21 protein-coding genes are annotated in these 23423 nt (G+C 68.4%); 12 read left to right on the top strand and 9 right to left on the bottom strand.

Going from position 1 to position 23423, the window contains the following annotated elements:
* Window positions 1-156 precede the first annotated feature (156 nt).
* Together ACL9RL_RS14035 and ACL9RL_RS14030 are read right to left on the bottom strand one after the other, a co-directional pair.
* Window positions 157-858, bottom strand: coding sequence for a hypothetical protein (locus tag ACL9RL_RS14035; protein ID WP_422780885.1), 702 nt, complete (start codon window positions 856-858; stop codon window positions 157-159).
* 254 nt (window positions 859-1112) lie between these two features.
* Window positions 1113-1769, bottom strand: a complete 657-nt coding sequence (locus tag ACL9RL_RS14030) for an HAD-IA family hydrolase (protein WP_422780884.1) — start codon at window positions 1767-1769, stop codon at window positions 1113-1115.
* 156 nt (window positions 1770-1925) lie between these two features.
* Between ACL9RL_RS14030 and purL the strand changes: the two genes are divergently transcribed.
* Window positions 1926-4250 (top strand): phosphoribosylformylglycinamidine synthase subunit PurL, encoded by a 2325-nt coding sequence (gene purL, locus ACL9RL_RS14025; protein ID WP_422780883.1) that lies wholly within the window; start codon window positions 1926-1928, stop codon window positions 4248-4250.
* 413 nt (window positions 4251-4663) lie between these two features.
* Here the strand turns inward: purL and ACL9RL_RS14020 are convergent, their stop codons facing one another.
* Window positions 4664-6157: an ATP-binding protein gene (locus ACL9RL_RS14020; RefSeq protein ID WP_422780882.1), complete on the bottom strand. Its 1494-nt coding sequence runs from the start codon at window positions 6155-6157 to the stop codon at window positions 4664-4666.
* Window positions 6154-6819 carry a response regulator transcription factor gene (locus ACL9RL_RS14015; RefSeq protein WP_422780881.1) on the bottom strand — a complete coding sequence of 222 codons (666 nt, stop codon included), beginning with the start codon at window positions 6817-6819 and terminating at the stop codon, window positions 6154-6156. The genes ACL9RL_RS14020 and ACL9RL_RS14015 overlap by 4 nt, the downstream gene beginning before the upstream one ends.
* A 342-nt stretch (window positions 6820-7161) precedes the next feature.
* Between ACL9RL_RS14015 and pnuC the strand changes: the two genes are divergently transcribed.
* On the top strand, window positions 7162-7833 hold the full coding sequence (gene pnuC / locus ACL9RL_RS14010; protein ID WP_422780944.1) for a nicotinamide riboside transporter PnuC: 672 nt from the start codon (window positions 7162-7164) through the stop codon (window positions 7831-7833).
* A gap of 77 nt (window positions 7834-7910) precedes the next feature.
* On the opposite strand, the gene ACL9RL_RS14005 is transcribed toward pnuC, so the two are convergent.
* Window positions 7911-8579: a response regulator transcription factor gene (locus ACL9RL_RS14005; RefSeq protein WP_422780880.1), complete on the bottom strand. Its 669-nt coding sequence runs from the start codon at window positions 8577-8579 to the stop codon at window positions 7911-7913.
* Between the two features lie 168 nt (window positions 8580-8747).
* Here ACL9RL_RS14005 and ACL9RL_RS14000 point away from each other — a divergent pair, with 168 nt between their 5' ends.
* From ACL9RL_RS14000 to ACL9RL_RS13975, 6 genes are all read left to right on the top strand, one after another.
* Window positions 8748-9398, top strand: coding sequence for a M15 family metallopeptidase (locus ACL9RL_RS14000; RefSeq protein ID WP_422780879.1), 651 nt, complete (start codon window positions 8748-8750; stop codon window positions 9396-9398).
* A 171-nt stretch (window positions 9399-9569) separates the two neighbouring features.
* Complete coding sequence (locus tag ACL9RL_RS13995) at window positions 9570-10085, top strand: hypothetical protein (RefSeq protein WP_422780878.1); 516 nt, start codon at window positions 9570-9572, stop codon at window positions 10083-10085.
* A gap of 261 nt (window positions 10086-10346) precedes the next feature.
* Entirely contained in the window at window positions 10347-10856 is a 510-nt protein-coding gene (locus ACL9RL_RS13990; RefSeq protein WP_422780877.1) for a hypothetical protein, read from the top strand.
* Between the two features lie 46 nt (window positions 10857-10902).
* Window positions 10903-12084: a peptidoglycan-binding protein gene (locus ACL9RL_RS13985; protein ID WP_422780876.1), complete on the top strand. Its 1182-nt coding sequence runs from the start codon at window positions 10903-10905 to the stop codon at window positions 12082-12084.
* Window positions 12078-12842 carry an ABC transporter ATP-binding protein gene (locus ACL9RL_RS13980; protein WP_422780943.1) on the top strand — a complete coding sequence of 255 codons (765 nt, stop codon included), beginning with the start codon at window positions 12078-12080 and terminating at the stop codon, window positions 12840-12842. The genes ACL9RL_RS13985 and ACL9RL_RS13980 overlap by 7 nt, the downstream gene beginning before the upstream one ends.
* The gene (locus tag ACL9RL_RS13975) at window positions 12839-14086 is read left to right on the top strand and encodes an ABC transporter permease (RefSeq protein WP_422780875.1); all 1248 of its coding nucleotides are present in this window, start codon (window positions 12839-12841) and stop codon (window positions 14084-14086) included. The genes ACL9RL_RS13980 and ACL9RL_RS13975 overlap by 4 nt, the downstream gene beginning before the upstream one ends.
* Before the next feature lie 159 nt (window positions 14087-14245).
* Here the strand turns inward: ACL9RL_RS13975 and ACL9RL_RS13970 are convergent, their stop codons facing one another.
* Complete coding sequence (locus ACL9RL_RS13970; protein ID WP_422780874.1) at window positions 14246-14974, bottom strand: TetR/AcrR family transcriptional regulator; 729 nt, start codon at window positions 14972-14974, stop codon at window positions 14246-14248.
* 129 nt (window positions 14975-15103) lie between these two features.
* Here ACL9RL_RS13970 and ACL9RL_RS13965 point away from each other — a divergent pair, with 129 nt between their 5' ends.
* Together ACL9RL_RS13965 and ACL9RL_RS13960 are read left to right on the top strand one after the other, a co-directional pair.
* Window positions 15104-18124 (top strand): MMPL family transporter, encoded by a 3021-nt coding sequence (locus tag ACL9RL_RS13965; RefSeq protein WP_422780873.1) that lies wholly within the window; start codon window positions 15104-15106, stop codon window positions 18122-18124.
* On the top strand, window positions 18121-20136 hold the full coding sequence (locus ACL9RL_RS13960) for a YhgE/Pip family protein (RefSeq protein WP_422780872.1): 2016 nt from the start codon (window positions 18121-18123) through the stop codon (window positions 20134-20136). The genes ACL9RL_RS13965 and ACL9RL_RS13960 overlap by 4 nt, the downstream gene beginning before the upstream one ends.
* A 102-nt stretch (window positions 20137-20238) precedes the next feature.
* Here the strand turns inward: ACL9RL_RS13960 and ACL9RL_RS13955 are convergent, their stop codons facing one another.
* A complete protein-coding gene (locus ACL9RL_RS13955; protein WP_422780871.1) occupies window positions 20239-20724 on the bottom strand; it encodes a PASTA domain-containing protein in 486 nt (161 codons plus the stop codon).
* 127 nt (window positions 20725-20851) lie between these two features.
* Between ACL9RL_RS13955 and ACL9RL_RS13950 the strand changes: the two genes are divergently transcribed.
* Window positions 20852-20989, top strand: coding sequence for a hypothetical protein (locus ACL9RL_RS13950; RefSeq protein WP_422780870.1), 138 nt, complete (start codon window positions 20852-20854; stop codon window positions 20987-20989).
* A gap of 158 nt (window positions 20990-21147) precedes the next feature.
* Here the strand turns inward: ACL9RL_RS13950 and ACL9RL_RS13945 are convergent, their stop codons facing one another.
* Window positions 21148-22074, bottom strand: a complete 927-nt coding sequence (locus ACL9RL_RS13945) for an SDR family NAD(P)-dependent oxidoreductase (protein WP_422780869.1) — start codon at window positions 22072-22074, stop codon at window positions 21148-21150.
* Window positions 22075-22308: 234 nt separating this feature from the next.
* A complete protein-coding gene (locus ACL9RL_RS13940; RefSeq protein ID WP_422780868.1) occupies window positions 22309-22632 on the bottom strand; it encodes a chorismate mutase in 324 nt (107 codons plus the stop codon).
* A gap of 107 nt (window positions 22633-22739) precedes the next feature.
* On the opposite strand from ACL9RL_RS13940, the gene ACL9RL_RS13935 reads away from it, so the two are divergent.
* Window positions 22740-23375 (top strand): hypothetical protein, encoded by a 636-nt coding sequence (locus tag ACL9RL_RS13935; RefSeq protein WP_422780867.1) that lies wholly within the window; start codon window positions 22740-22742, stop codon window positions 23373-23375.
* Window positions 23376-23423 lie beyond the last annotated feature (48 nt).

The following is a 23423-nucleotide window of genomic DNA, read 5'->3' as shown; positions in this document are numbered from 1 at the left end:
CGCGAGCTGTCACTCGTGGCTGGTTACAGCTCTCCATATTGGCCACTACTGCCCGCTCGCGAGCTGGCAGCAGTGGCCGGTTTCGGGGCGTCAGAACCGCCAGGAGTGACAGTTCGCGGGCTGGGAGCGAGGGGCGGACGAGCGGGCGCGGAAGGGTCAGCGGCGTTTGGCAGCGCGCGCGATGAGCGTCACGAGGGTGACGACGGCGAGTCCGATGCCTGCCACGGCGGCGATCGTCGCAGCCGGATTCTTGCGATACTGCTGCTCGACGGCGCTCTTCGCGGCGTCGGCCGTCGAGGTGACGCGATCCGTCACATCGTCGACCGCATCCGACACTGCCTGACGCACGTCGTCGACCGCCGTCTCGGCCGCTGCGCCGACCGCCTCCCGGGCGTTCTCCGCCGCGTGCAGGCCGTCGTGCACGGCGTTCTTCGCAGCATCGCGAACACCGTCGACGCCGTCCTTGACCGCACCGGCGGCCGCCGCGGCACCGCCGCTCACCGCGCTCTTCGCGCCCGTCACGCCGTCGGACACGGCGTCTTTCGCGGTGTCGACGCCGTCGCTCACCGCACGCTTCGCATCGGCGACGCCGTGCTCCACAGCGTCCTTCGCGTCACCAATACCGTCGCCCACCGCACGCCTCGCATCGGCGACGCCGTCGCCCACCGCGCTCTTCACATCCGCAGCACCGTGCTTCACTGCGTCCTTCGCATCGCCGATGCCGTCGGCCGCGGCCCGTTGGGCGCCGCGCGCGCCGTCCGAGACCGCTTGCGCAGCATCGCTCGCCCCGGTCCGCACCGATTCTGCGCCGTGCTTCACCGCGTCGGCCGCGGTCCGTGCATCATCCTGTCCAGCCATGTTGTGCTCCTGTCCGTTGCGTCGAGTCTCGTCCTCATGGACGTGCCCGTCGAGAGTCGTTTTCGACCGTCACCCATAGGACGGACCCGGCATCAACATCGTCACGGTCTGTGCACAATTCCGGAACTTTTGCAGAATTCAGGACGTTTCCGGCCCAAAACGGGCTATTTCGTCCTGAATTCCGTGAGAGTTCCGGAATTGTGAACACCCCACGAGGTGGAAACTCAGCGCAGAGCAGCTCAGCTCAGGGCAGCTCAGAGCGTGATGGTCAGCGTTCCGTCGGCGGCGCGCTCGACCGCAGCTGCACGATAGTCGCGGATGCGCGGCAGACCGGACGTGACGTCGCCCTCGTACGCCCCGACGACCACGACCCGCATGCCGGCGGCGAGCCCGGCGCGCAGTCCGGCATCAGCATCCTCGAACACCACGGCGTCCTCCGGCCGCACGCCCAGGCGCGTCGCAGCCGCGAGATACCCCTGCGGATCCGGCTTGCCGATCGTGACGTCCTCGGCCGCGACGACCACGGAGGGCGTCGGGATGCCCACAGCCGCCAGCCGCGCGGCGGCGAGCGGGCCGGGCGCCGACGTCACGAGCGCGATCGACTCCGCCGGCAGCGATGCCACGAACGCGGCAGCGCCCGGCACCTCCGCCACCCCGGGCGCGAGCGCGATCTCCCGCTTGATGAGCGCATCGGCCTCCGCATCGATGTCGATGCCAGGCGAACCGAAGACGGCCATCGTCTCGGTCGCGCGGCGTCCGTGCGCGTACGCGAGGAGTTCGGCCGGGTCGTTGCCGTGTCGCCACGCGAATTCGCCCCACACCTGTTCGACGACGGCGGTCGAATCGACGAGCGTGCCGTCCATGTCGAACAGCACGGCTCGGACGGTCATGGTCGTGCGCGCTTCGCTCATCGCCCCATTCTGCCGTCTGCCGCATCGCGGCCCATCATCCCCTCGCCCACAGATCGGACGATGACGACGGCCGACAAGCCGGGAGCGCGCCCCCACAGCGCCCGGGTAGGATTGGACCGCCCGGCAACCGCCCTTTTTCCATTGGAGTTCTGGCCCGTGACGACCACCCCCAACATCGCCGACACCGTCGACAACGCCATCGCCACCCCCGACCGTGAGCAGCCGTACGGCGCCCTCGGCCTGAAGGCGGACGAGTACGCGAAGATCCGCGAGATCCTCGGGCGTCGCCCAACGAGCGGCGAGCTCGCGATGTACTCCGTCATGTGGAGCGAGCACTGCTCGTACAAGTCCAGCAAGAAGTACCTGCGCCAGTTCGGGCAGAAGGTCACGCCGGAGATGAAGAAGAACCTCATGGTCGGCATGGGCGAGAACGCGGGCGTCATCGACGTCGGCGAGGGCTGGGCCGTCACCTTCAAGGTGGAGAGCCACAACCACCCCTCCTACATCGAGCCGTTCCAGGGCGCTGCGACGGGTGTCGGCGGCATCGTCCGCGACATCATCTCGATGGGCGCACGCCCCGTCGCGATCATGGACCAGCTGCGTTTCGGCGACATCGACCACCCGGACACCGCCCGTGTCGTCCACGGTGTGACGGCCGGCATCTCCTCCTACGGCAACTGCCTCGGCCTGCCGAACATCGGCGGCGAGACCTACTTCGACAAGGTGTACCAGGGCAACCCGCTCGTCAACGCGCTCTCGGTCGGTGTGCTCCGCCACGAGGACCTCCGCCTCGCCAACGCGTCCGGCGTCGGCAACAAGATCGTCCTGTTCGGTGCACGCACGGGTGGCGACGGCATCGGCGGCGCATCGATCCTCGCGTCCGACTCGTTCGACGCGAGCGGTCCGACCAAGCGTCCGGCCGTGCAGGTCGGCGACCCGTTCGCCGAGAAGGTGCTCATCGAGTGCTGCCTCGAGCTCTACCGCGACAGCCTCGTCGAGGGCATCCAGGACCTCGGAGCTGCAGGCATCTCGTGCGCCACGAGCGAGCTGGCCGCGAACGGCGACGGCGGCATGTTCGTCGAGCTCTCGCACGTGCTGCTGCGCGACCCCTCGCTCACGCCTGAGGAGATCCTCATGTCGGAGTCGCAGGAGCGCATGATGGCCGTTGTGGAGCCGGGCAAGCTGGACGCCTTCCTCGCCGTCACCGACAAGTGGGACGTCGAGACGTCCGTCCTGGGCGAGGTCACCGACACCGGCCGCCTGGTCATCAACTGGCACGGCGAGGAGATCGTCAACGTCGACCCGTCGACGGTCGCCGTCGACGGCCCCGTCTACGACCGCCCGGTGGCATACCCCACCTGGATCGACGCCCTGCAGGCAGACAAAGCCGAGGACCTCCCCCGCGCCACCGACGCCGCAGAGCTCAAGGACCAGTTCCTCTCGCTCCTCGGCTCGGCCAACCTGGCCGACAAGAGCTGGATCACCAACCAGTACGACTACTACGTGCTCGGCAACACGGCCCTGTCCTTCCCGGACGACGGCGGCATGATCCGCGTCGACGAGGAGTCCGGCCTCGGATTCGCGATCGCGACCGACGCCAACGGCCGCTACTGCCAGCTCGACCCCCGTCAGGGTGCACGTCTGGCCCTCGCGGAGGCGTACCGCAACGTCGCCGTCACCGGCGCGGTCCCCGCAGCCGTCACGGACTGCCTCAACTTCGGTTCGCCGGAGAACCCCGAGGTCATGTGGCAGTTCTCGGAGGCCGTCGAGGGCCTGTCCGATGCCTGCCTCGAGCTGGGCGTCCCGGTCACGGGTGGCAATGTCTCCTTCTACAACCAGACGGGCGACGTCCCGATCTTCCCGACCCCCGTCGTGGGCGTCCTCGGTGTCATCGACGATGTCGCCCGCCGCGTCCCGAGCGGATGGCAGGACGAGGGCGACAACATCTACCTCCTCGGCACGACCACGGCAGAGCTGTCCGGCTCCGCCTGGGCCGGCACCATCCACGACCACCTCGGCGGCCTCCCGCCGGCTGTGGACCTCGACCGTGAGAAGGACCTGGCCGAGCTCCTGCACGCCGGTGCGCACGAGTCGCTCATCGCTTCGGCGCACGACCTCTCCGACGGCGGCCTCGCGCAGGCTCTCGCCGAGAGCGTGATGCGTTTCGGTGTCGGTGCACGCATCTTCCTCGGCGAGCTGCTGCAGCGCGACGAGATCGACCTCACGACGGCGCTCTTCTCGGAGTCGACCGGCCGCGTCATCGTGTCGGTCCCCCGTGAGGACGACGTGAAGTTCCGCGGCCTGTGCGAGGGTCGGGGCTACCCGGTCATCCGCATCGGTGTGACGGATGCTTCGGCACCGGACGCCGGCGCGACCGAGCCCGTCCTCGAGGTCCAGGACGTCTTCACGGTGTCGGTCTCGGAGCTGCGTTCCGTCTCGAAGGGTGTGCTGCCAGCGCGCTTCGGTGCAACGGTCGGCTAGTCCGCAGTCTGCTTCGCCTTCCGCCCGTCGGACCTGTGTGGTCCGGCGGGCGTTTGCGTGTGCCGGTTCTCGCGCTCGGTCGGCAACGGGTTGCGCGGACCGAGTGTGCAGGGCGGCCGGAGTGTGCAGGGCGGCCGGAGCAGCCGGTGCGCGCGGAAGTCTGGTGGGCGAGTACCCGAACCCTCCCACCAGACAGATCCACTGCGAACAGTGACGTCACGACGATCGATGGCCGATGCGACGGACCGAACCCGAATCGGTCCGGCGCATCATGGGCACTGTCGAGCGCACGCGACATCACATAACATACCAGACTCCTCGGACGTGCCCACGCATACCAGCCCTCATCGAATGCACACTTGACCAGATCGCATTCAGAGACGGGCAGCGATGCCGGCGGGCACGGACTGATCTCAGACGCGCGCGAGCACCTTCGCCGAACCCGCAGCACCGAGACCATCGGCCGGTCCGACGCCGCCACCGACGGCCCGCTTCCGCACCCCGAACGTGACCGTGACACTCAACCCACCACTCGGGTTCGCGCGCATCATCAGTGTGCCGTCGTGCGCCGCGACGATGCTGTCCACGATCGCGAGGCCGAGTCCCCTGGACCGGTTCGGCCCTTCCGCGAGGCGTCCACGGTCGCGATAGAACGGCTCAACGAGCATCGGCAGTGCGGCGGCCGGGATGACCGAACCCGTGTTGGACACGGTCAGCCGAGGCGCCCCGGAGGCGTCCCTGCTCGTGCTGACGGTGATCGTCCCACCGTCGTGGTTGTGCCTGACCGCGTTGTTGAGGAGGTTCGAGGCGACCTGGGCGACGAGCCTCGGCTCACCGAGCACCGACATCGGCACGACGTTCTCGATCACCCTGATGTCCCGTGCGACGGCGTCGTCGGCGACGTCCAGGACGGCGTCTTCGACGAGGTCCGCGAGATTCACCGCTTCGACGCGGAGCTCCCGCTGCCCGAGGTCTGCGAGGTCGAGGAGCGCTTCGACAGTCTCGATGCTGCGATCGTTCATGAGCCGCAACCGCTGCAGCACTTCGCGCAGACCGTCCGCGTCGAGTTCGTCGTCGCGGACGGCGACGTCGATCATCGCCTGTGTCGTCGCGAGGGGCGTGCGGAGTTCGTGGGACGCGTTCGCGGCGAACCGACGGTGCGTGTGGAAGGAGCGGTCGAGCCGCTCGAGCATGTGGTCGAACGTGTCGGAGAGCTCGGTGATCTCATCGCGGGGGCCGACGAGCGCGACCCGGTGGTCGAAGGACCCTGCTGCGGCACGCTGTGCCGCGACGTTGATCTCCTGCAGCGGGCGAAGCACCCGGCCGGAGATGATCCATCCGGCCCACGAGCTCGCGACGGCGAGTACCACGAGCATGATCCCCGATGCGACGAGCAGCGTGTTGAGGATGTCCGTCTGGTCCGTGAGCAGGAGCGAGACCGGCATCGACTGCCCGACGGCCTGCACGCCCTGCACGGTGTCGCTCGCGGTCGTGCCGACGGTGTCGAGGGTGCTCGCGAATCCCTCCACCGGCGTGGTCGCCGTGACGCCGGCCATGCTCTGCCGTGCGGCCATCACCGCGCCCTGGTCCGGCGAGATCGCATACGTGGGCACGTAGCGCATAAAGACGTAGATGAGGCTCAGCATGACCGCGCCGGCCGCGGTGAACAGCGCTGAGTAGGTGAGCGTCAGCCTGGCGCGGACGGTCAGCCGGGTGACTCGCTCGCTCGTGCGCTTCTGGCCCGCATCGTGGGCGTCATCGGCGCCGTGGGTGACGGATCCGGATGGGGCAGGACGGTTCGCGGTCGAGATCTTCGGGCGGGTCGCGGCGGTGTTCGCGGTCGTCCCGGCCAACCGACCGAGGAACTGCTCGCTGAGCGACGGCCTGCGCGTCCCAGCGGCCGTCATCGTGCATCCCCGATGCGATAGCCGACCGCCGGGACCGTCTGGATCACCCACGGGGTGCCGAGGCGGCGGCGCAGGTTGGAGACGGTCACCCTGATGGTGTTCGTGAACGGGTCGACGTTCTCGTCCCACGCCTTCTCGAGCAGCATCTCCGCGCTCACCACACCGCCGCCGGCGAGCATCAGCTGTTCGAGGACCGCGAACTCCTTGCGGGAGAGCTTGACGTAGGAGCCGTCGCGGAAGACCTCCCGGCGGAACGGATCGAGGCGGATGCCGGCGAGCTCGAGGACGGGTGGTTTGGCGTCGATGTTGCGCCTGACCAGCGCTCGAAGGCGCGCGACGAGTTCAGGGAACTCGAAGGGTTTGGACAGGTAGTCGTCAGCGCCGAGGCCGAGGCCGGTGACCTTATCGTCGAGTTGGCGCGCGGCTGTGAGCATCATCACCCGGACCGAGGGATGCTCCGCGACGACGATCCGGCACACCTCGTCCCCGTGGGTCCCTGGGAGATCGCGGTCCAGGAGGAGCACGTCGTAGTCATTGATCGTGATGGCTTCGAGCGCGTCATCACCGGTGTGCACGAGGTCTGCGGCGATCGCCTCCTGGCGCAGACCGGCACGGATCGCCTCCGCGAGGAACGTCTCGTCTTCCGCAACCAGGACCCGCATGTCTCCCACTTCCCATCGATGCCGCATCGACCGCCGATCGGACGGCCTCCGCGCGAGTGCGCGTCGAACGACGCCGCAACAGATGCAGAGTCAACCACGCGCAACCTTCAAGAAGGGTAAAAGCTTTCCGATCCGGCCGACTCGTCACAACTTCGAGCCGATGTCACATTTCACCTCTCACACCCGCCCCCGATGAGAGGATAGGACCCGCAATCCCCTCCCTCCCGTCCCGCCCTCACCTCCCCCGTGCTTTCTGCCGAGGGGTCACAACGTGTGGGTGCGCAGCCGGAACACCCACACTTTGTGACCCCTCGACTGAAGAAGAAGGAACCCGTGAACGCTCTGCTCGACGGCCTGCGCTGGCTGTTCGACGCGACCTTCACGATCGGCGACCAGACGATCCTCTGGCGCGAGGTCATCGGCAACCTGTTCGGCCTCGCGAGCGCGCTCGGCGGCATGCGTCGGAAAGTGTGGGCGTGGCCCGTCGGCATCGTCGGGAACGTGCTCCTGTTCACGGTCTTCCTCGGCGCCGTCTTCCACACCCCGAACGCGACCAATCTGCTCGGGCAGGCCGGACGACAGCTGGTGTTCATCATCGTGTCCGTCTACGGCTGGGTGCAGTGGCAGCGCGGGAAGCGGCGGACCGGCATCGACCCGAACGAGTACATCCGTCCGCGATGGGCGGGGTGGCGCACCCGGATCTGGCTCGCCGTGGCGCTCGTCGGCGGCACACTCGTGCTCACGCCGGTGTTCCGTGCACTCGGATCGTACGAGCCGGTGTGGGCCGATGCGTGGATCTTCATGGGGTCGCTGCTCGCGACCTACGGCATGGCGAAGCGCTGGGTGGAGTTCTGGCTCATCTGGGTCGCGGTCGACCTCGTCGGCGTCCCGCTCCTCTTCGGCGCCGGCTACTGGGCGTCGGCCATCATGTACGTCTTCTACGGCGCCTTCACCCTGACGGGCTTCTTCGTCTGGTCCCGGGGCCGCGGCACAGCCGCCCCGCTCCCCGCCTAGCGGCCGAGGGGTCGCAAACTGCGGGTGCCGGACGGAAACACCCGCACTTAGCGACCCCTCGGCAGGAGGAGGGAGGGCTAGGCGGGAGGTGGGAGGACTCGGTAGCCGACGCCGGAGACGGTGTGGATCACCCAAGGTTCGCCGAGCTCCTTGCGGAGGGTGGACATCGTGACCCGGACCGCGTTGGTGAACGGGTCGGCGTTCTCGTCCCAGACCCGTTCCAGGAGCTCCTCCGCGCTGACGACGCCACCACGGGCGGCGAGGAGCACCTCCAGGACCGCGAACTGCTTCTTCGCCAACCGGACGTAGCGGCCGTTCCGGTAGACCTCGCGGCGGAACGGATCGAGCCGCACCCCGGCGAACTCCAGCACGGGAGGGACCGATGCGCCGGGCCGGCGCGCGAGCGAACGCAACCGCAGGACGAGCTCCCGCAGTTCGAACGGCTTCGTCAGGTAGTCGTCGGCGCCGAGCTCGAATCCGGACTCCTTGTCGTCGAGGTCGGCCGCCGCGGTCAACATGAGCACCTTGCACGGCAGGCCCTCCGCCACGATCCATCGGCAGACGTCGTCGCCGTGCGTCCCTGGGAGGTCCCGGTCGAGGACCACGATGTCGTACGCGTTGACGGCGAGGCGTTCGAGCGCGGCATCACCGTCGAGGACCAGATCGGCGGCGATCCCCTCGTGCTGCAGCCCCTCGAGAACCGCCTCCGCGAGAAACGGCTCGTCCTCCGCGATCAACACGCGCATGGGTCCTCCAGGTCTGATCCGATCCGGCCGGGAGGCCGGGCATCCGTCGTCGATCGTACGTCGCGACACCTCTCAGAAACGTATGGTGATCGGCCAACGCCTGCAAGACCACCGCTGGTGTGGACTGGCTCCCGATCACCGAGATCCGGGGATCGGAGGAGGTGCACCATGCCCACAACGACCGGACGGCGTCACCGTTCCCAGGACGATTCCCCGCACCGGACCACACCCCGGTCCGAACGCAGGACGACCGTCCTCGCGCTCATCGGCATCGTGGTGGTCGGGCTGTTCGGCTTCGTCGCGTGCACGGCAGACGGCGATGCGCTCGCTCGGGGCATCGGCTCCATCGCGACCGGGGAGGCGTCAAGCGCCCAGGACGGCCCCTTCGGCGACGCCGACGGGGTGATGGACGACAACGTCCTCACCATCCTCGACGAGGGGCACCCCGGCATCGACAACCTGGACCCGGCGCTGCGCGACGCGGTCACGACCGCGACCAGGGCAGCAGCGGCCGACGACATCACCCTGTTCATCAACTCCGGCTGGCGCAGCACCGCGTACCAGCAGCACCTGCTCGACGCCGCGATCCGCGAGTACGGCAGCGAGGAGGCGGCCAGACAGTACGTGGCCACGCCCGACGGCTCGGCGCACACCCGCGGCGCCGCGGTCGACATCGGCGCGACGGATGCGGACTACTGGCTCATCCAGCACGGCTCGGACTACGGCCTCTGCCAGACCTACGCCAACGAGATCTGGCATTTCGAGCTCGCGACCACCCCAGGCGGCTCCTGCCCCGATCTGCTCCCCAACGCCGGCTGATGCGCAGCAGCTCGCACCGCGGCACAGCCCAGCGCCCCACAACACCGACGCGCCCCCGTCCTGGAGGCCATCTGCACCGTCCTGATGCCCCCATAACATCCGGTGACGTGGACTGTTCTCACCCCAGCGTCGGCGATACGAGTCACCGGCCCGAGAGAACAGGACAGCACCATGAGCACCACAGCACCCCAGACCGCCACCCGACGATTCGCCAGGTACGCTGCGCTCGTCGCCGTCCCACTCTTCATCGGACTCCTCTCCGCGTGCAGCGCGGGCGGTACCCCGGAGGAGACCCCGGCAGCCAAGGAACAGAGCTTCGAAGCGTGGCAGGTGTCGTACGCCGTCTGCATGCGGGAGGAAGGCATCGAGGACTTCCCCGACCCGGATCCCAGCGGACGGATCCAGGCGCAGACCCAAGATGTGCAGGACGGGGACGCCAGGACCGCCGCGGCGAAGGCGTGCCGGGAGAAGCTCGGCGAGCCGCCGGCCGCCCCGGGCGAGAAGCAGCTGAGCGACGAGGAGATCACCGAGCAGGGAATCAAGACGGCGCAGTGCTTCCGCGACAACGGCTTCGACGTACCGGACCCGAAGGACGGCCAACTCGCCTCGGTAACCTCGGACATCCCGCAGGACATCTTGGAGAAGTGCCTCGGCGAGGCGCCGGTGGGCGGGAAATCCGCGGGCTGATCCGCTCAGCTCGTCCGTGGGGCAGCGCGAGTCCTCTCCGCCACTCCGCAGCATCACTTCCCGCCGTTTCACTGCACCATCCGGACCGCCGATGCCGCCCTGCACTCCCACAGGGCGGCATCGGTTCGTGTGCCACACCTTGCAGAAACGTAAAGATTTCCTTTGACGTCAGAAGTACGCGTCATTCGTTGGACTGTCCTCAGCACTCGGAATCGATCATCCGGATCGGTGCAGCTCCGAGCACACAGAACAGGACAGCACATGTTCCGCACCAAGGACCGCCGACTGGCGCGATACTCCGCCCTCCTCGCCGTCCCCTTCCTCGTCGCCCTGCTCGCCGCGTGCAGCACCGGCGGCGGGTCGACGCCGGAGAAGAGCGCAGCCTCCGAGCAGAGCTTCGACGACTGGCAGATCTCCTTCGCCTCGTGCATGCGCGGCGAGGGCATCGACATGCCGGACCCGACCAAGGACGGCCTGTCGATGGCCCTCCCGGCCGGCGGCGAGGACGGCGACGCCATGATGAAGGCCTCAGAGACCTGCATGAAGAAGGTCGGCGAGCCGCCGGCACCTCCCGGGGGCAAGAAGACCGAGAAGGAGATGCTCGCCGATCAGTTGAAGATCGCGAAGTGCTTCCGCGACAACGGCTTCGACGTCCCGGACCCGAAGGCCGGCCAGGGCTTCACGATCCCCGACGCACCGGAAGACGTGATGGAGAAGTGCGGCTTCGGCGGAGCGTCAGGCGGCATGACCGCCGTCCGCCCGATCGGTTGACCCGCCCCACCGCACATCCACACCCCACGACGAGCAGAGAGACACGATGAACCACACGGATGAATTCGACCGGGAGAGCGGCGACCGCACCGGCCACCCGGCCGGCACGGACGCGCAGCCCCCCGCAGCCGACGCGAGCGAGGAGCGTCGCCCGACGAGGCGTCGTCTGATCGTCGCGAGCATCTGCATCGGTGCGCTCCTGCTCGTCGGAGGGGCGGCCGCGGTCGCCACCACGGCCGCGCAGGCGAATGCCGCACCGGAGAAGCCGCACAGCAGCATCAAGACGGGCACCACCAAGATCCAGAAGGGCACGCTCTCCGGCGCGACCCAGGTGACCGGGACGCTCGACTACGCCAACCAGCGCAAGATCGGCGGCGGCACGGGCGGCACCGTCACGGCGACGCCCGCGCCCGGCGCGACGGTCGGCCTCGGCGGCGGACTGTTCTCGGTCGACAACGTGCCGGTGCTCCTCCTGCACGGCAACCTGCCGGCGTGGCGGGCATTCGGGCTCGGGATGGAGGACGGGCCGGACGTCCTGCAGCTCGAACAGAGCCTCGCAGCGCTCGGCTACTTCGACCGTGAGCCGGACGACGAGTTCGCGGAGTCCACCGAGCGCGCCATCAAGAAGTGGCAGAAGGCGCTCGGGCTGGAACAGACGGGTCGCCTCGAACTCGGGTCGGTCGTGTTCATGGCGGGTGACGTGCGCGTGGCATCGGTCGACTCCGCGGTCGGCACGGCCGTCGGCCCCGGCGCCAACGTCATCAGCGTGACCTCGCTCGACAAGCGCATCGACGTCGACCTGAAGCTCTCCGATCAGCGCCTCGGCGTCGTCGGGGCGAAGGTCGACGTGCGTCTGCCTGGAGGCGCGACCACAACAGGCACCGTCACCGAGGTCGGCGTGCCGACGGAGAAGGAGTCGAACGGGCAGAAGTCCGTCACCATCCCCGTGACGATCGCCCTCGACGACCCGGCGGCGGCTGCCGATCTGCAGCGCGCGACCGTGACGGTCGGCTTCCCCACTGAGAAGCGGGAGAACGTCCTGTTCGTCCCCGTCGAAGCGCTGCTCGCCCTCGACAGCAAGACGTTCGGCATCGAGCTCGCCGGCAAGGGCAAGAACGGCGCGGGGAAGAAGGTGCCGGTGACCACCGGGCTCTTCGCCGACGGCATGGTCGAGATCTCCGGCGACGGCATCGCGGAAGGTGACGACGTGGTGGTGCCCGGATCATGAGCGGAACCTCTGTGAACCCGGGCATCCGCGGCCGCGGTGACGTCGGTGGGCGCCGCGACACCGTTGTGCACCTGGAAGGCGTCACGCGCAGCTACGGCCAGCCGCCCGTGCACGCGCTGGCCGGTGTCGATCTCACGATCGAAGCCGGCGAGTTCGTCGCGATCGTCGGACCGAGCGGGTCGGGGAAGTCCACGATGCTGAATCTCATCGGCACGCTCGACCGGCCCTCCAGCGGCACGGCGATCATCGACGGATCGGACGTGCAGTCGATGTCGGATGCCGCGCTCTCGGCGCTGCGTGCATACCGCATCGGCTTCGTCTTCCAGCAGTTCCACCTCGCGGAGGGCGTGAGCGCGGTCGACAACGTCGCGGACGGACTCATCTACACGGGCATCCGTCGGAGCGAGCGTCGACGCCGGGCCAGGGTCGCCCTCGAACGCGTCGGCCTCGGGCACCGCCTGACGCACCGCCCGAACCAGATGTCCGGCGGTGAGCGGCAGCGCGTCGCCATCGCGAGAGCCGTCGTCGGCGAACCGCCGCTGCTGCTCGCGGACGAACCGACCGGCAACCTGGACTCGGCGTCCGGGGCGACCATCGTTGAGCTCCTGCACGAGCTCAACCGCTCCGGAACGACCGTCGTCGTCATCACACACGATGCCGAACTCGCCGATCAGCTCCCTCGACAGGTCGGCATCCGCGACGGCCGCGTCGTGTCGGACTCGGGGCGACCCTCCGACCGAGCTGGACGTGCGGCGTGAGCCGCGCGAGCAGGACCGAGCGCGCGAGTCGTCGCGGCGCAGGTGCGCGCGGGAACAAACGCGGCCTCCGCTCCAAACTCCTCGGCAGCGACGTCCTCCACCTCGGCACCTCCGGACTGCGGTCGCGGCCGACGCGGGCGATCCTCTCGGCGCTCGGCATCGCGATCGGCATCGCCGCGATGATCGCCGTCGTCGGCATCTCCACGTCCAGCCAGGCGAAGCTCAACCAGCAGTTGGCGACACTCGGCACGAATCTGCTGACCGCCCAGGCCGGGAAGACGCTGTTCGGGCAGGATGCGACGCTGCCGGAGAACTCGGTCGCGAAGGTCAGCCTCCTCGACGGGGTCACCGATGTCGGCTCCACGGCGGACCTCGGCAACCTGTCGATCTACCGCAGCAGCCTCATCGACCCTGGCCAGAGCGGCGGGATCGCGATCAAGGCGGCGACCAAGGGCCTCCTGGACGTCATCGGCGGCACCCTGGCGACGGGCGCCTGGCTGAACGAGGCGACGGGCGAGTACCCGACGGTCGTCCTCGGCTCGAAGACCGCAGAGCGCCTCGGCGTCTCAACGGTCGGCACCCTCGTGTGGCTCGGCGATCAGCAGTTCACGGTCGTCGGGATCCTCGATCCGGTCGCCCTCGCCCCCGAGATCGACACGACGGCGCTCATCGGCGAGTCGATCGCGAAGAGCCTGTTCGGGTTCGACGGCAAACCGACCACGATCTACGAACGGTCGACGGATGAGGCGGTCGGCTCGGTCAGGGACCTCCTCCCCCGCACCGTCAACCCGTCGGCGCCGGAGGAGATCGAGGTCTCCAGGCCGTCGGATGCGCTGGCTGCGAAGAACGCGGCGGATCAGGCGTTCACCGGGCTGCTGCTCGGGCTCGGCTCGGTCGCGCTGCTCGTCGGCGGGATCGGCGTCGCCAACACGATGGTCATCTCGGTACTTGAGCGACGGCGCGAGATCGGCCTGCGGCGAGCGCTCGGCGCGACGCGGGGGCACATCCGCTCGCAGTTCCTGACGGAGGCGCTCCTGCTCTCGGCGCTCGGCGGCATCGCCGGTGCAGCGCTCGGCAGCGGGGTCACGGCGGTGTTCGCGACGCTCAGTGGGTGGCCGATCGCCATCCCCGTCGCGGTTCTGGCCGGCGGCATCGGCGCGACCCTCGTGATCGGTGCGATCGCCGGCCTGTATCCGGCTATCCGCGCATCGCGAACCCCGCCGACCTCAGCACTGTCCAGCTGACGCTCCGCCACTGCTGCCCCGCCCCATCCCCAGCTCGCGAGGGGAGGCATGCTGTCGTCCCGAACCGCTCCGGACGACGACATGCCTCCCCTCGCGGCGTTCGTCGGGGCGGGTGAGCGCGGAGTCGGCGCCGCGCGGGGCTGGCGAGACGGGCGCGCGTCAGCTCGGCTGGGTCAGCGCGTGCACGATCTGCGGGAGGGTGCGCATCGCGATGGCGTGGGCCGACCGCACATCGCCGTCGGCATCCTGCAGGATCGACTCCTGCAACGCGTGCTCGTACAGGGTCACGACGATCTGCGCGACGTCGGGCGTCGGGATCGTGAACGTGAGGCCCACCGAGTCTGCGGCCTGGTCGAGCAGTTCGGCGAGCCGCTGGTTGAAGCCCTGCTGATGCTCCAGGTACCGCGATGCGACGGCGCCCTCCCGCATGGCGAGCAGGCGGAACTCGGACTGGATGAGGCACCACTGGCGATCGTCCGTCTGCATGTCGAGGAACGCCGTGACGATCGTCTCGATGGCGGCGGGCGTGTAGTTGCCGTCGAGCGGTTTGAAGTTGGGGAGGACGGCGCCGAGGCCCTCCTGCAGCCGGTCGAAGCGCAGCCGGTTCTCACGTTCCTCGAGTTCGAAGAACAGCTCTTCCTTCGAGTCGAAGTTGGAGTAGAACGCGCCGCGCGTGAACCCCGCCTGTTCCGTGATCATCTCGACCGTCGCCGCGTTGACGCCGTGCTCGGCGAACACGGCGTAGGCGGCATCGACGAGCCGCTCGCGCGTGCGCTGACGACGGGCCGATTCGACCGGTCCGTCCGCAGCCGGTTCCGCGCTCTGCGACGTCGTTCCGCCGGGTGCTGCATGGTTCACTCCTGCGGCACCGACCTCTTCAACACGCATCCTGACACCTTACTGTGAGCGTTTGGCGATACACCATTGTATCGAATACATTTGTGTATCGGATACGGCGCTGTATCGAAAAACTTCCCACCTCAGTACATCTCCCATCCCTGTACCTAGGAGTGACACGTGTCCTCACTGCTGTATTCGCTCGGACGCTGGGCGTTCAAGGCCAGACGGATGGTACTCATCCTGTGGATCGCCGTCCTCGCCGTCGCGGGCGGTGGAGCACTCCTCTTCAACCAGGGGACGGACAACTCCTTCTCCATCCCGGGCACGGAGTCGCAGGAAGCACTCGACTCGCTCTCCCACACCTTCCCCCAGGTGAGCGGCGCGAGCGCCCAGCTCATCGTCGTCGCCCCCAAGGGCGACACCGTCGACAGCGGCGCGACGAAGCAGGCGATCACCGACGCCGTGCAGGCACTCGATGACGTCACGGGCGTCGCGCAGGCCGTCTCCCCGTTCGACAAGAACATCACGGGCGCCGTCTCGGACGACAAGAGCGCAGCGCTCATCACCATCCAGCTGAAGGGCGAGCAGTCGACCATCACCGACGCCACCAAGTCGGGGATCCAGGACGAGGCGAAAGCCCTCGCCGATGCACTGCCGTCCGGCGCGCAGTCGGCCCTCGGCGGTCAGCTGTTCAGCCAGAACCTCCCGGCGCTCAGCATCGTCGAGGTGATCGGCGTCGTCGTCGCGCTCGCCGTCCTCGTCATCACCTTCGGGTCGTTCCTCGCCGCCGGCATGCCGCTCATCACGGCGCTCCTCGGCGTCGCGATCTCCATGGCGCTCATCTTCATCGCGACCCTGTTCGGGCCCATCTCCTCGACCACACCGATGCTCGCGCTGATGCTCGGGCTCGCCGTCGGGATCGACTACGCCCTCTTCATCATCTCCAGACATCAAGACCAATTGAGAACCGGGCTGGATCCGGAGGAATCGACCGCGCGCGCCGTCGCGACGGCCGGTTCCGCCGTCATCTTCGCCGGTCTGACCGTCATCATCGCGCTCCTCGGGCTGTCGGTCGCGAACATCCCGTTCCTGACGACGATGGGCGTCGCAGCGGCCGCCGGTGTTGCGATCGCCGTGGTGATCTCGTTGACCCTCATCCCCGCGATGCTCGGCTTCGCGGGCGCTCGCCTCACCCCGAAGCCCAAGCGGGCGAAGAAGGGAGCGGCTCCGGTCGCTGAGCGAAGCGCGGTCGCTGAGCGAAGCGCGGTCGCTGAGCGAAGCGCGGTCATCGAGGACAACGCGGTCGCCGGCGACAACGTGTCCGGTGGCAACAACGTGGTCGCTGAGCTTGTCGAAGCGTCCGGCACCCACGCGGCAGAGGCGTCCGCCCTTCGACAAGCTCAGGGACCGGGGGCTGACGCTCAGGGACCGGGAGCGCACGCCGGCACGGCGGAACCCGAACGCCACCAGAACCGGTTCTTCCTCGGTTGGGTGCGCGCCGTCACCAAGTGGCCCATCGTCACCATCATCGCCGTCGTCGGCATCCTCGGCGCTGCCACGATCCCGGCGGCATCGCTCCGTCTCGCGCTCCCTGACGCCGGATCGCTCCCGGCCTCCGACTCCGCGCGCGTCACCTACGACCTCATCTCCGACCACTTCGGCGAGGGCTTCAACGGCCCCCTCATCGTGACCGGCAGCATCGTGGGCAGCACCGATCCGCTGAAGCTCATGGCCGATCTCAAGAAGGAGATCGAGGGGCTCAAGGGCGTCGCGGCCGTCCCGCTGTCGACGCCGAACCAGACGGCCGACACCGGCATCGTGCAGGTCATCCCGACCGGCAGCCCCGACTCGCAGTCCACGAAGGACCTCGTCACGGAGCTGCGCGACCTCCACGGCTACTTCCTCGACGAGTACAAGGTCGACCTCAAGGTCACGGGCTTCACGGCGGCCGGCATCGACATCTCCGACCGGCTCGGCGGGGCGCTCCTGCCCTTCGGCCTCATCGTGGTCGGGCTGTCGCTCCTCCTGTTGACGATGGTGTTCCGCTCCATCTGGGTGCCCATCAAGGCGACGCTCGGCTATCTCCTGTCGGTCGGGGCGTCGTTCGGCGTCGTCGCGCTCGTGTTCGAGCACGGGGTGTTCGCTGAGGCGCTGCACGTCGCCAAGACGGGCCCCATCATCAGCTTTATGCCGATCATCCTCATGGGTGTGCTGTTCGGCCTCGCGATGGACTACGAGGTGTTCCTCGTGGCCCGGATGCGGGAGGACTACGTGCACTCCGGGAAGGCGAGGAAGTCGATCGAGACGGGCTTCACGAGCTCCGCGAAGGTCGTCACGGCTGCGGCGGTCATCATGTTCGCGGTTTTCGCCGCCTTCGTGCCAGAGGGTGACGTCAACATCAAACCGATCGCCCTGGGGCTCGCGGTAGGCGTGTTCGTGGACGCGTTCATCGTGCGGATGACGCTCGTCCCGGCCGTCCTCGCGCTCCTCGGCGACCGCGCCTGGTACATGCCGAAGTGGCTGGCACGCGTCCTCCCGTCGTTCGACGTCGAGGGCGAGGGGCTGCAGCACGAGCTCTCGATGCAGGACTGGCGCGCCGAGAAGGACGTCGTCATCGCCGCATCCGGTGTCACGCTCGCGAGCGCCGACGGACACCTGTACACGAATGTCGAGACCACGGTGAAGTCCGGTGGCATCCTCGCCGTGCAGGGTGCGCGCCCGGTCGAGGTCAGTGCGCTCCTGCTCACGCTCGCTGGTCGGTTGAGCCCCGACGAGGGCAAGCTCAAGGTCGCAGGCCTCGTCCTGCCCGTCCGCGCCGGCGCCGTCCGCTCGCGGGTCGCGTACGTGCGACTCGACGAGGGCGACATCCACGGGAATCTCCGCAGCGCCCTCGCCGAACGTCCGGTCGTCGTCGTCATCGACGGACTCGACACGGTACCGGACGAAGCCACCAGGCGCACCCTCTACGAGGTCGTGCACACCGCGAGACGTGCGGCCGAGCGGGCGGCCAAGCCGCTCACGGTCGTCGTCGGGACCGCCGATGCGACGGCCATCACGGACGTCGTCTCCGGAACGGACGTCACGGTCCTCGACCTCGACGCCACCTCCCCCACCGCTGGCATCGACGCCGACCTCCAAGCAGCAACCGCAGACCACCGCGATGAGCGCGCTGCGACCGAATCGAAGGTACACGCATGAGCAGCATCCTCGGCCGGCTCGAACGGGCCCGCTCGAACAAGAAGATCACCGTCCTCTCGATCATCGGCCTGATCCTCGTGCCGCTCGTCATCGCTGGGATCCTCGTGTGGGCGCTGTGGAACCCGCAGGACCGTCTCGGACAGGTGACCGCGGCGATCGTCAACAACGACAAGCCGGTCACGCTCAATGGGCAGATGGTGCCGCTCGGGCGTCAGCTGTCGGCCGGGCTCGTCGATGGCGACACCAAGACCAACTACACGTGGGTCATCACGGACGAGAAGGACGCCAAGGCCGGCCTGAAGTCCGGCGAGTACACGGCCGTTGTGACCATCCCGAAGAACTTCTCCGCCGCGGCGACGTCGTTCTCCGGGAAGGCCGCCGATGCCGAGAAGGCGCGCATCGACGTCACCTCGAGCGACAAGAGCAAGCTCGTCGACGACGCGATCACGCAGACCATCACCTCCACGGCCGCGAGCGTGATGGGGCGTCAGCTGACCACGACGTACCTCGACAACGTGTACATCGGATTCAACACGCTCAACGATCAGTTGGGCGAGGCCGCGTCGGGTGCCGCGAAACTCGCGGAGGGCGGGGTGTCGCTCGCCGATGCGTCCCGCCAGCTCGCCGACGGCACGACCAAGCTCGCGGGCGGCGCATCAGACCTGTCGTCCGGTGCAGCGCAGCTCGCCGATGGGACTGGGCAGCTCGCGAACGGGTTGGCGCAGTTGAATGCCGGTGTTGCGGGAGACGGCAGCGAGACGAATCCCGGGTTGGCCGCAGGAGCCCAAGGCATCGCCGGTGGCGTAGGAGCACTCTCCAGCAACCTCTCGACGCTCGCCGGGAACACCGCAACGGTCAACTCGCGTGCCACCGCCCTCGCTACTGAGCTCGGCGGACTCTACGCCGACTGCGCTGCCTCGGGTGGAAGCGCCGAATTCTGCGGGAAGATCGCCGCTGCGGCGGGGTCAGCGGGGACGCTGATCAAGGGTACAGATGACGCGAAGAACATGGATGGCACGTACGCGACGTCTCTCACAGCGGCAGGCCTGAGAGATGGCGCGTCGAAGCTCGCAGACGGTGCGAACGCCTTCGCCGGTGGCGTCCCCCAGCTCACAGACGGCCTCTCCCAGCTCTCCGGCGCAGCATCGCAGCTCAACGACGGCACGTCGAAGCTCGCGGGTGGCGCGGCGGACCTCGCGACCGGCGCGAAGGGCCTCGCCGACGGGACGACGCAGCTCGCGGACGGGACGGGCACGCTGAGCGGCGGCATCGCATCGCTGTCGTCCGGTTTGCAGACGGCCGTCTCGCAGTTGCCGACGTACTCCTCGTCCGACCGGCAGAACCTCGCGAAGGTCGTGTCCGATCCGGTCACCGCCGGGTCGCCGTCGTTCGAACTCGGCAAGAACGGCACACCGTTCTACGCCTCGCTCGCACTCTGGCTGGGCGCCCTCGCGACCTTCCTCGTGCTGCGCGCGGTCCCGACGTCGACGCTCGGTTCGACGCGTTCGTCGTTCCGTCTCGCGCTGCGGGCCTACGCTCCGGCCGGAGCGGTCGGTGTCTTCCAGGGACTCCTGGTGTCGATCATCCTCGCGCCGCTGCTCGCACTGGAGCCCGGCCCGTGGTTCGCCTTCGCGGGCATCGCGATGCTCGCCGGTGCAGCGTTCGCGGCGTCGAACCAGGCGCTCATGGCCGTGTTCGGCGGAATCGGGCGGTTCATCTCGATGATCGTCGCCCTCATCGGCCTGGCGACCGGCATCATCGCGACCGCGCCGCAAGCGCTCGATCAGCTCCTCACGTTCCTGCCGATCGCTCCCGCGCTCGGCGGTCTGCAGTCCATCGTGACCGTGCAGGCCGGCGCAGGGGCCGCGGTCGCCGGGCTCGTGTTCTGGCTGCTCGGGTCGATCGCGGTGACGACCATCGCGGTCGCACGGAAGCGGACCGTGACCGTCAGGCAGCTGGCCGCGGCTCCCGCATCGGCCTCCGCCGCCCGTTCGACGGCGGTCCTCGCCTAGCGGACGGATCCATCCGCCGCGTTCAGGAAGCGGTGCGGGCCGGTTGCACATCGCAGCCGGCCCGCGCTTCGTGTTGGTGCTCCTCGTGTTAATGCTCCTCATTCAGCCCGTCGCTGCGGGCGGCGCGGCGTCCGGGACGATGTGGAGCACGACGCGCGTCCCGGACGCTGCGACGAATCCTGCCGCGGGTTCGGAGGACGCGACCGTGCCGGGTTCCCCACCGGTCTTCTGCGACCCGGCGGCAGCATCGGACGGGTTCGGGGCGGGCTGCTGCTCGACCTGGAATCCCAGGGCGCTCAGTTCCTTCGTCGCATCCGCGGCCGTCTTCCCGACGACCGACGGGACCGTCGCAGCCCCGTCTGGACGGAGCCCCGGTTCTTCCAGGTGCGCCGTCCAGACGAGCAGAGCCACGAGCATCGCGATGACGACGAACACGGCCGTCCAGATCATCACAGCCGGCGGCCTGGACTGGGTCCGCCCCTCCCGCGGCGCTTCGGAGAGTCCGAAGGAGCGCGCCCACCCGGCCTCCACGCCGAGATCATTCATCGACGGAAAGGGGTGAGCGGTGCGGGGGCGCTGCGTGGTCATGCATCCATCCCACACGGCGGGCTGTTTCGTCAGGGTTAATGAATGCGCGGGACCCGGAAGTTCACAGCTGATCGCACAGAACGACACGATGCCCGTCAGCCGCCGGATGTCGATAGGCTGGGGCACCATGAGCACCGAAGATCAGGACCTGGCCAACTGGGGCGAGAAGCGTCGTCGCCGTCAGCGTGTGATCGCGTGGACGCTGGTGATCGCGCTCGTCCTCGGTGCGGGTGGCGCCACGGTCCTCGGCCTCATCCTGAACTGACCCGCCCCTCGGTCGCCTGAGCACCTGCGCCTGCGCCTGCGCCTGCCACACCTTCCAGAATTCAGGAACTTTCGCAGCATTCAGGAACATCAGCGCGATTTCAGCGCCGATTCGTCCTGAATTCCGTCAAGCTTCCTGAATTCTGCAAGTCCCGCTGCTCAGGCGGTCGGCAGGATCGGGCGACCGATGATCGCTTCGAGCTGCTCCCACACGGACGCACCGACCGCGACATCCGTCGTCACGGCCGCGGGGGTCGCGATGACCGGCGCACCCTTCGTCCGATACTTCGGGCCGTAGAAGGCGCCGCCACGGGCATCCGGGTCGGCGACGGCTCGCACGGTCGGCTCGGCACCGCGGTGCTTGCCCTGCGCGAACGGCGACTGCAGCACATCGGTGAACCGGTTCCATCGGCTCGGCTCGTTGACGCCGGGCACGCGCGGGCTGAGGCCCGAGATCGCAAAACCGGGGTGGGCGACGAGCGCCCGGACACGGCTTCCGGATGCCTGCAGTCGGCGGTCCAGTTCGAAACCGAGTGCCGACAGCCCGATCTTCGACTGCGCGTACGCCTGCCAGCCGGTGTACCCGGTGCGCAGCTGCAGGTCGTCGATGCGGAGCTTCACGAGGTGCGTCGACAGGCTACCGAGCAGCACGACTCTCGCGCCGGCGGTCCGTTCGAGGGCAGGGAGAGCGTGCGGGAGGATCGCCGCGTGACCGACGACGTTCGTCGCGAACACGAGTTCGTTGCCGTCGACGCTCTCCTCCCGGTGCTTCGGGAAGTGCACGATTCCGGCGTTCTCGACGAGCGCGTCAAGTCTCTGTTTCGCCCCGAGTTCTTCACCGGCGGCGGTCGACGAGGCGATCGACGAGGTGTCGAGCGGCAGGAAGCTGAGGGTCGCATCGGGGACACGGCCCTGGATCGCTCGGATCGCAGCGGCGGCCTTCTGCTCGTTGCGGCAGGCGAGTACGACCTCGGCGCCGGCTTTCGCCAGGGCGTACGAGGTCCAGAATCCGAGTCCGGCGTTCGCGCCGGTCACGGCGATCACTCGGCCGCGCTGGTCTGGCAGGACATCCACGTTCCACGTCATGCGTCCATCATTCCGCATCACGTCTCGCAAAACTGTCAAACATCAGCCGTTGCCCAGTTTTCGGTACACGCGGCGTCACATCCCGCGCAGTCAGCGCCCCCCCATCGCGCAACCCTGTCCAGAATTCCGGAACATTTGCACAATTCAGGACGATTTCGGGCCAGACTGCGCATTCCGGTCCTGAATTGCGTCAGAGTTCCGGAATTGTGAACACCCGAGAATGACGGACGACGGTCAGCGACCGGCGGAGCCTTCGGCGAGCTGCTCGTGGTGGTGGATGACCTCTGCCACCACGAAGTTGAACCACTTCTCCGCGAACGCCGGGTCCAGGTGCGACTCCTCCGCGAGCGCCCGCAACCGGGTGATCTGGCGCTTCTCGCGCGCGGGATCGCTCGCCGGCATCTCGAACTCCGCCTTCAGCGCGCCGACCTCCTGCGTGCACTTGAAGCGCTCGGCGAGCAGGTGGATGAGCGCGGCATCGATGTTGTCGATGCTGCTGCGCAGGCTGCCCAGCCGTGCGGACGGATCGGTGGGTGGCGTGGGGTCGATCGCACTCATGATCAGAACTCTAGCAACGCGCAGCCGTCCAGGTCCCGTGAGCGATCGCATCGGCCAGGTATTGCAAGCGGGGTCGCAGAATCGGGGGCTGCAGGCATAATGGGGCGATGGACGACACCGAGCGACGCCCCGTCGGACGCCCGCGTTCGCTGACTGATGAGCGGGTCGCGGATGCGATCATCGCGTGCGGTTTCACCGATCTGAAGGCCGTGGACGTCGCGGAGCGGCTGTCGGTCAATCCGGCGACGCTGTACCGGCACGTGTCCGGGCACACGGAGATGGTGAACCTCGCGGTGTCGAGGCTCGTCGCCACGACCGTCTGGCCCGCACTCGACGGGGATCGTTGGCGCGAGTACCTCGAATCCGTCACCTGGACCCTGTGGAACCTCGTACGATCGCACCCGGGGCTCGCAACGGCATCACCGGCGGTGGGCATCACCAATCCGGAGCTGATGTCGCTCTACAGCGGCATCTGCCTGGACCTCATCGGTGCTGGTTTCGCACCGGCCGATGCCGGCCTCGCGGTCGATTTTGTGCTCGATCTGGCGATCGACAGCCTCAAGATGCGGGAGACGCTCGCGTCGCAGGCCGCCGCGGATCCGGCGGTCGAGAACTGGTACCGGAACCTCGATGCGGACCTCGCCGAGGCGATGCGGGAGTCGATGCACGGAGATCCGGCGGCGTGGTTCGGGCGGAAGCTCGAGGTCGCACTCGACGGCATCGAGCACGTCCTCCGCCGCTGAAAACCGGGCTGACCACACCCGTTGGCGACTCGTCCAGTCCGGTCTGCC

It is taken from the genome of Plantibacter sp. Mn2098 (assembly GCF_049319745.1).
Lineage (GTDB): Bacteria > Actinomycetota > Actinomycetes > Actinomycetales > Microbacteriaceae > Plantibacter.
The sequence above is the reverse complement of the archived record's forward strand: the minus strand, read 5'-3'. Positions and strand labels throughout refer to the sequence as shown.